The 6,062-nt window shown below is 66.0% G+C and carries 10 protein-coding genes; 1 reads left to right on the forward strand and 9 read right to left on the reverse strand.

Annotation, left to right across the window (positions count from 1 at the left end):
* Position 1 precedes the first annotated feature (1 nt).
* Complete coding sequence (trxA, locus tag LQ938_RS15355) at positions 2–325, forward strand: thioredoxin (protein WP_223722005.1); 324 nt, start codon at positions 2–4, stop codon at positions 323–325.
* Positions 326–398: 73 nt separating this feature from the next.
* On the opposite strand, the gene LQ938_RS15360 is transcribed toward trxA, so the two are convergent.
* From LQ938_RS15360 to rpmH, 9 genes are all read right to left on the reverse strand, one after another.
* On the reverse strand, positions 399–740 hold the full coding sequence (locus LQ938_RS15360; protein ID WP_223722006.1) for a tryptophan synthase subunit alpha: 342 nt from the start codon (positions 738–740) through the stop codon (positions 399–401).
* A 52-nt stretch (positions 741–792) separates the two neighbouring features.
* Positions 793–1,761 (reverse strand): ParB/RepB/Spo0J family partition protein, encoded by a 969-nt coding sequence (locus LQ938_RS15365; protein ID WP_223722007.1) that lies wholly within the window; start codon positions 1,759–1,761, stop codon positions 793–795.
* A complete protein-coding gene (locus tag LQ938_RS15370; protein WP_269216553.1) occupies positions 1,761–2,714 on the reverse strand; it encodes a ParA family protein in 954 nt (317 codons plus the stop codon). The genes LQ938_RS15365 and LQ938_RS15370 overlap by 1 nt, the downstream gene beginning before the upstream one ends.
* A gap of 90 nt (positions 2,715–2,804) precedes the next feature.
* Positions 2,805–3,431, reverse strand: a complete 627-nt coding sequence (gene rsmG / locus LQ938_RS15375; RefSeq protein WP_223722008.1) for a 16S rRNA (guanine(527)-N(7))-methyltransferase RsmG — start codon at positions 3,429–3,431, stop codon at positions 2,805–2,807.
* Between the two features lie 23 nt (positions 3,432–3,454).
* Positions 3,455–3,955, reverse strand: a complete 501-nt coding sequence (locus LQ938_RS15380; protein ID WP_223722009.1) for a Jag family protein — start codon at positions 3,953–3,955, stop codon at positions 3,455–3,457.
* Positions 3,956–3,973: 18 nt separating this feature from the next.
* The gene (yidC, locus tag LQ938_RS15385) at positions 3,974–5,089 is read right to left on the reverse strand and encodes a membrane protein insertase YidC (RefSeq protein WP_223722010.1); all 1,116 of its coding nucleotides are present in this window, start codon (positions 5,087–5,089) and stop codon (positions 3,974–3,976) included.
* A 5-nt stretch (positions 5,090–5,094) separates the two neighbouring features.
* A complete protein-coding gene (yidD, locus tag LQ938_RS15390) occupies positions 5,095–5,472 on the reverse strand; it encodes a membrane protein insertion efficiency factor YidD (protein WP_223722011.1) in 378 nt (125 codons plus the stop codon).
* Positions 5,448–5,720: a ribonuclease P protein component gene (gene rnpA / locus LQ938_RS15395; RefSeq protein ID WP_231341391.1), complete on the reverse strand. Its 273-nt coding sequence runs from the start codon at positions 5,718–5,720 to the stop codon at positions 5,448–5,450. The genes yidD and rnpA overlap by 25 nt, the downstream gene beginning before the upstream one ends.
* 71 nt (positions 5,721–5,791) lie before the next feature.
* The gene (rpmH, locus tag LQ938_RS15400) at positions 5,792–5,929 is read right to left on the reverse strand and encodes a 50S ribosomal protein L34 (RefSeq protein WP_005054680.1); all 138 of its coding nucleotides are present in this window, start codon (positions 5,927–5,929) and stop codon (positions 5,792–5,794) included.
* Between the last annotated feature and the right edge of the window lie 133 nt (positions 5,930–6,062).

Genomic DNA, 6,062 nt, shown 5'->3' on the forward strand with positions numbered 1-6,062 from the left:
AATGACTGCGAAGGCGACGAGCTCGAACACGTGGGACCAGGACGTTCTCGAGGCCGAAGGCCCCGTTCTGGTCGACTTCTGGGCAGCCTGGTGCGGACCGTGTCGCATGGTCGCGCCGGTTCTCGATGAGATCCAGGCCGAGCACCCGGAGAAGATCACGGTTCTCAAGTTGAACGTCGACGAGAACCCCGATCTCGCGATGAAGTACCAGATCACCTCGATCCCGGCCATGAAGGTGTTCCAGGGCGGCGAAGTGAAGACGACGATCATCGGCGCCAAGCCGAAGTTCGCCCTCGAGAAGGACCTCGCGCCCTACATCGGCTGAGTTCCCCCGACGTGAGAAGGCCCGCAGCACTCGCTGCGGGCCTTCTTCGTGTTCGTTGTGCGACAACCGATGCTTAGGATGCTTCTCCACGAACCATCGGGTCCCATCGCCGAGACGTATTCGTGTCTCCGAGCAGGCGCCACACCGCCTCCGTGAGATCGGGGTAGTCCAGGGCGATCTGGCGGAGCACCCGATAGTGGCGGGCAGGACTCGGGCGACCCGACCCCGACTCCGCGATGTTGTCGGCGCGAAGGATGAACACGACCAATTCGTCGACCGATGGCAGATCCTCCATGAAATCCCACGGGTCTTCGCCGCCGCGCAGTCGCTCCTCCACGAGGACCGAGAGCTCATCCGCCGCCTCCGCGCGAAGCAGCTCGAGGCTGGCGCGGCGACGGAGGGACTCGGGATTCACCCCACAAGTTTATGCGGTGAATGCGCCGGACGGGCCCCCGCCCTCGCTTCGATCAGCGCGATCCGAGGGTGTCTTCGCCCAGTTCCGCGAGGATCCGGTTGAGATCCTGGATGGTGGCGAAATCGATCATGATCTGGCCTTTTCGCGCAGTGAGCGAGATCTTGACCCGGGTGTTCAACCGGTCTCCGAGGCGTTCCGCGACCTCGTCGAGGTGACCCCGTCGTGCCCCTGCCTTCGGCGCGGTCCGCGCGGACGAGACGCCCGTCTTCACGACCGCCTCGGCAGCGCGGACGGAGAGATCCTCGTTCACGATCTTGTCGGACAGCCGCTGCATCGCCTCGACATCGTCGAGCGCGAGAATGGCGCGGGCGTGGCCGGCGGTAAGCACACCCGCGGCGACGCGCTGCTGCACGGGCACCGGCAGACGGAGCAGGCGGATGGTGTTGGAGATCTGCGGGCGGGATCGTCCGATGCGGCCGGCGAGCTGCTCCTGCGTGATGCCGAAGTCTTCGAGAAGCTGCTGATAGGCGGATGCCTCTTCGAGTGGGTTCAGCTGTGAACGATGGAGGTTCTCCAGCAGAGCGTCACGCAGGAGATCTTCGTCCGCGGTCTCTCGGACGATCGCGGGCATGGTCTTCAGGCCAGCTTCGCGTGCGGCGCGCGTACGGCGCTCCCCCATGATGAGCTCGTAGGTGCCTTCGCCGGTGTCGCGGACGACGACCGGCTGAAGAACACCGAACTCCCGCACACTGTGTACCAGTTCGGCCAGGTCGTCGGCATCGAAGTGCGTGCGCGGCTGACGAGGGTTGGGGACGATGCTGTGGGGGTCGATCTGCACCAGACGCGCGCCCGGCACCTCGAGCAGCTGCGGCGCGGCCGCCTGCTGAGCGGCCTCGGCGGCCTGGGCCGCCGCCGATCCGGGCGCCCCGGGGAAGAAGACGTCCACCGGACGCGCCTCCGACGGCTCACTCGTCGGGATGAGTGCGCCGATGCCTCTTCCGAGACCGGTTCGCTTCGCCATCAGGATTCTCCTTCGATCGTCGGCTCGGCGGTGCCGGCCTGATTCTTCGTGCCGCGCGCCAGCAACTCCACCGCGGCTTCGCGGTAGGCGACGGCGCCCGCGGACTGGCCGTCGTAAGCGATGACGGTCTGTCCGAAGCTCGGGGCCTCGGAGACGCGCACGGAGCGCGGGATCACGGTGCGCATGACCTCTTCGGGAAAGTGCTCCCGCACTTCATCAGCGACCTGCTGCGCGAGTCGCGTGCGTCCGTCGTACATCGTCAGCAGGATCGTCGAGACGTGCAGGGGTGGATTCAGGTGCTTCTGGATCATCTGCACACTCCCGAGCAGCTGGCTCAGGCCCTCGAGCGCGTAATACTCGCACTGGATGGGGATGAGTACCTCGTTCGCGGCCGTGAAGGCGTTGATGGTCAGTAGTCCGAGCGAAGGCGGGCAGTCGATGATCACGACGTGCGGTGCTTCCGCGACGCTGGCGAGGTACTCGTCGAGAGACCGACGGAGCCGATGCTCGCGCGCGACCTGCGAAACCAGTTCGATCTCCGCGCCGGCGAGATGGATAGTACTCGGCGCGCAGGTGAGCAGAGGTGACTCGGGACTCGTCTGCACGATGTCGGCGAGGGGAAATTCATCGATGAGCACGTCGTACACGCTGGGAACGTCCGCCGTGTGCGGCACACCCAACGCGGTGGATGCGTTCCCCTGCGGGTCGAGGTCGATCACGAGCACGCGGGCACCCACACTCGCCAGCGCAGCGGCCAGATTCACGGCAGTCGTGGTCTTTCCCACTCCGCCCTTCTGGTTGGAGACCGTCAGCACCCGCGTGCGTGTGGGCAGTGCGACCTCGGTGGTCTCCAGCGCTCGGCGCCGGGCGCGGAGATCAGCGATCTCACGAGCGAGCGGGGTGTCGAGATCGAATGTCGTCACGGCGTCATCGGAATGTTTCACGTGAAACACTTGGCCTTTCGCATTCGGGGGGACCTGTCCACTTTAGCCGGGAGACCTGACACGACCCGATCAGATGTTTCACGTGAAACATCGACAATGTCAGCGACGGACGACCGCCCGGACCACGCGAGTCGGTTCGTCGAGAAGGTCCTTGCCGACCAGCTCGACGCGGACGTCAGCGAGGCGAAGGTGGCGGATCTGCTTCGCGGCCTTCTCGATCTCGGCGTCCGCGGAGACGCCCTTCATGAGGATGATCTCTCCACCGTTGCGCACGAGGGGCACGGTCAGTGGCAGCAGCGTACGAAGAGCGCTCACGGCGCGGGCCGTCACCGCATCCAGGGACGCACCTTCGGTCCAGTCCTCGGCACGACCGCGAACGACCTCGACGTTCGTCAGCCCGAGCTCATCGGCCTGCTCCTGCAGCCACGTCGTGCGTCGCTCCATCGGCTCGATGAGCACCCAGGTGACGTCGGGTCGCGCGATCGCCGCCACGAGTCCTGGCAGACCGGCACCGGATCCCACGTCGCCGACCCGGCCAGCGGAGAAAAGAGGCGCGATCACCGCGCTGTTCAGAATGTGGCGGGTCCACAGTCGAGGAACCTCGAGCGGACCGATAAGACCGCGGGTCTCACCCTCGGCTGCGAGATTGGCCGTGAACTGCCGGGCGAGATCGACGCGGTCACCGAAGATGGTCGCCGCAGATGCCGGCTCCTGCTCGAGGCTCATTGCCGATGTTTCACGTGAAACATTCACGCGCGACGCAGAACCGTGTGCCGGTCCGCACCGTCGCCGTACGACTCGGAAACGAGGCCGCGCTCGGCCGCGATGTCGTGCACCAGCTTTCGCTCGTAGCTCGACATGGCCGGAAGGGAGGCCTGCGAGGCGCCCTCATCCAGTCGATCTGCGGCGCGAGCCACCAGCGCGTCCAGCTGGCGGCGACGCGCATCCCGCGATCCGCTCACATCCAGGATCAAGCGGGAGAACCGACCCGTGCTGCTCTGAACCGCAAGGCGGGTGAGCTCCTGGAGCGCCGAAACCGTGTCGGGGTTAGCCAGGATCCGCAACGAGTCGTCGTCACCATCCGACTCGATGGACACGTAGGCACGCCCGTTGCGCACATCCATGGCCAAGTCGCCGTCGACGTCGACGATGTCGAGCAGGCCTTCCAGGAAGTCCGCCGCGGCGTCGCCCTCCTGCTCGAGCTGCTCGATCGACTCGGATTCGGGCGCGGTGTGCACAGTCTCAGTCATCTGCGGAGTCCTCGGGGATCAGGCGGACGGGGGAGTCGCGGGTGAATCGCCGGTACCCGCGCGCGGAGGCGTGGTGGTCGGCTTCGGACCCTGCTTCTTCGCGCGCTGCTTGCCCACGGGCTGCTGACGCTTCGGGGCAGCGGCGCGCTTGCGCTCTGCTTCCTCGAGAAGACGCGCCTGCTCGGCCTCGTACTTCTCCATCGTGATGACGCGACCCTTCGCGTCGAGCGCCTTGCCTCGACGCGCGAGTCGCTCTTCACGTGCCTTGGCTGCCTCGGACCCGGGGGTCGGCAGGTTACGGATGACGAGGAACTGCTGAACCATCGTCCACAGGTTGCTCACGAACCAGTACACGACGACGCCGAGCGGGAAGAACACACCGGAGAAGATGAAACCGAGCGGCAGGATGAAGAGCATGATGCGCTGCATCTGGTACGCCTGGCCGGTCTTGGCCTCGGGGGAGAGGTTCTTAGAGATGATCTGCAGCTGCGTGAAGAACTGCGACGAGATCATCAGCACCACGAGCACGATCAGGATGATGACCGTCGTCGTGCCGTCGGGCTTACCCCACGCCCCGACCAGAGTGTCGTGCAGAGACGCCACCCCGAACAGCCGAGCGTCGTAGAACTCCGAGGTCAGATCGGCGTTCAGGAGGCCGACGCCACCGATCCCCTGCGTGGCGTGCTTTGCGACGTCGTTGAGCACGCTGTACAGCGAGAAGAAGACCGGCATCTGCACCAGCAACGGCAGGCACCCCGAGATGGGGGTCGTCCCGTGCTTCTTATACAGGGCCATGGTTTCGCGGCTCATCGCCTCGCGGGAGAGCTGATCCTTCTTGCCGCGGTACTTCTCCTGAACTTTTCGCAGTTCAGGAGCGATTTCCATCATCTTTCGCTGGCTCTTGATCTGCTTCACGAACAGCGGGATCAGGGCGGCGCGGACGACGATGACGAGGCCGACGATCGACAGCACCCACGCGATACCGGAGTCCGGGGCGAGGCCCAGGAACGTCCAGACGGAGTGCCAGCCGACGAGAACGAGCTCCACGAGCCACTTCAGTGGCCAGAGGATCGTTCCGAGAAGATCGAATCCGCCGGACGACTGTTGCGCGGCAGAAGCAAGTACCAGATCCACGGGGATCAGTCCTTTCTGACAGGCACGACGAAACCGTGCCGGGTGAGAGCGTGCGAGAAGTGGGGGTGCGGCGAAGGGTCGTCGATGCCGCCCTCGGCCCACGGATGGCACCGCGCGATACGAGCAGCGGCCATCGCCGCGCCCTTGACTGCGCCGTGCTGCTGGACTGCACCGACCGCGTAGGCCGAACAGGAGGGGTAGTAGCGGCAGACGTCGCCGTACGTGTGGGAGATCGTGGCGCGATACCCGTGCAGAAGGGCGAGCGCGGCGTTCCGGGGAACGAGGGGGATGCTGGCGAGCCACCCGCCGGTCGGCAGATGCGCGGTCCCGACGGATGCGGCCGGCAGCGTCGACGTGCTCACGATGCGCTCCGGGCCAGGCATCTGTTCACGTGGGCGTCCAGCTCCTGGAAGCTCGCGTCGGCGGCCCCCGGAAGTGCACGCACGACAACGTCCGCGCCCCGACCGAGAGTCGGGAGCGCGGACGCGCAGATGGCCTTGAGTCGACGTCTGACCGTGTTGCGGACGACGGCGGAACCGACCTTCTTGCTCACGATGAAACCGAATCGTGCGGCTCGGTCCTCACCGGTCGCCACCACGTAGGTGACGGTGTGAGGCCCGGAACATCGCACGCCGCGACGGACGACAGCCTTGTACTCGGCGCCGTCGGTCAGTCGGTTCGGCCGCGAGAGCAACGCTCGGGTCAGGCCGAGAGCTCGGTGCGCCCCTTGGCGCGACGAGCCGAAAGGATCGAACGACCGGCGCGGGTGCGCATACGGGCGCGGAAGCCGTGCTTCTTGGCGCGGCGGCGGTTGTTGGGCTGGAACGTGCGCTTGCTCATGGAATCACTCCGGATGGGTTGTCACCGGAACGCTCTCACCGGGGACGGACGGGACTGCCTCGAGGGCATAAGTCAACCGACTAAGGCTACGTCGGCGGAGCCCAGAACTCAAACCGAACTCGGCAAGAGGGCA

It is taken from the genome of Microbacterium sp. cx-55, from assembly GCF_021117345.1.
Taxonomy (GTDB): Bacteria; Actinomycetota; Actinomycetes; order Actinomycetales; family Microbacteriaceae; genus Microbacterium.

What these genes read in the sequence shown, in the direction of transcription:
- LQ938_RS15380 (WP_223722009.1), bottom strand. Translation starts at nt 3,955, where the DNA reads ATGACTGAGACTGTGCACACCGCGCCCGAATCCGAGTCGATCGAGCAG.
- rsmG (WP_223722008.1), bottom strand. Translation starts at nt 3,431, where the DNA reads ATGAGCCTCGAGCAGGAGCCGGCATCTGCGGCGACCATCTTCGGTGAC.
- LQ938_RS15365 (WP_223722007.1), bottom strand. Translation starts at nt 1,761, where the DNA reads ATGGCGAAGCGAACCGGTCTCGGAAGAGGCATCGGCGCACTCATCCCG.
- yidD (WP_223722011.1), bottom strand. Translation starts at nt 5,472, where the DNA reads ATGCCTGGCCCGGAGCGCATCGTGAGCACGTCGACGCTGCCGGCCGCA.
- rpmH (WP_005054680.1), bottom strand. Translation starts at nt 5,929, where the DNA reads ATGAGCAAGCGCACGTTCCAGCCCAACAACCGCCGCCGCGCCAAGAAG.
- trxA (WP_223722005.1), top strand. Translation starts at nt 2, where the DNA reads ATGACTGCGAAGGCGACGAGCTCGAACACGTGGGACCAGGACGTTCTC.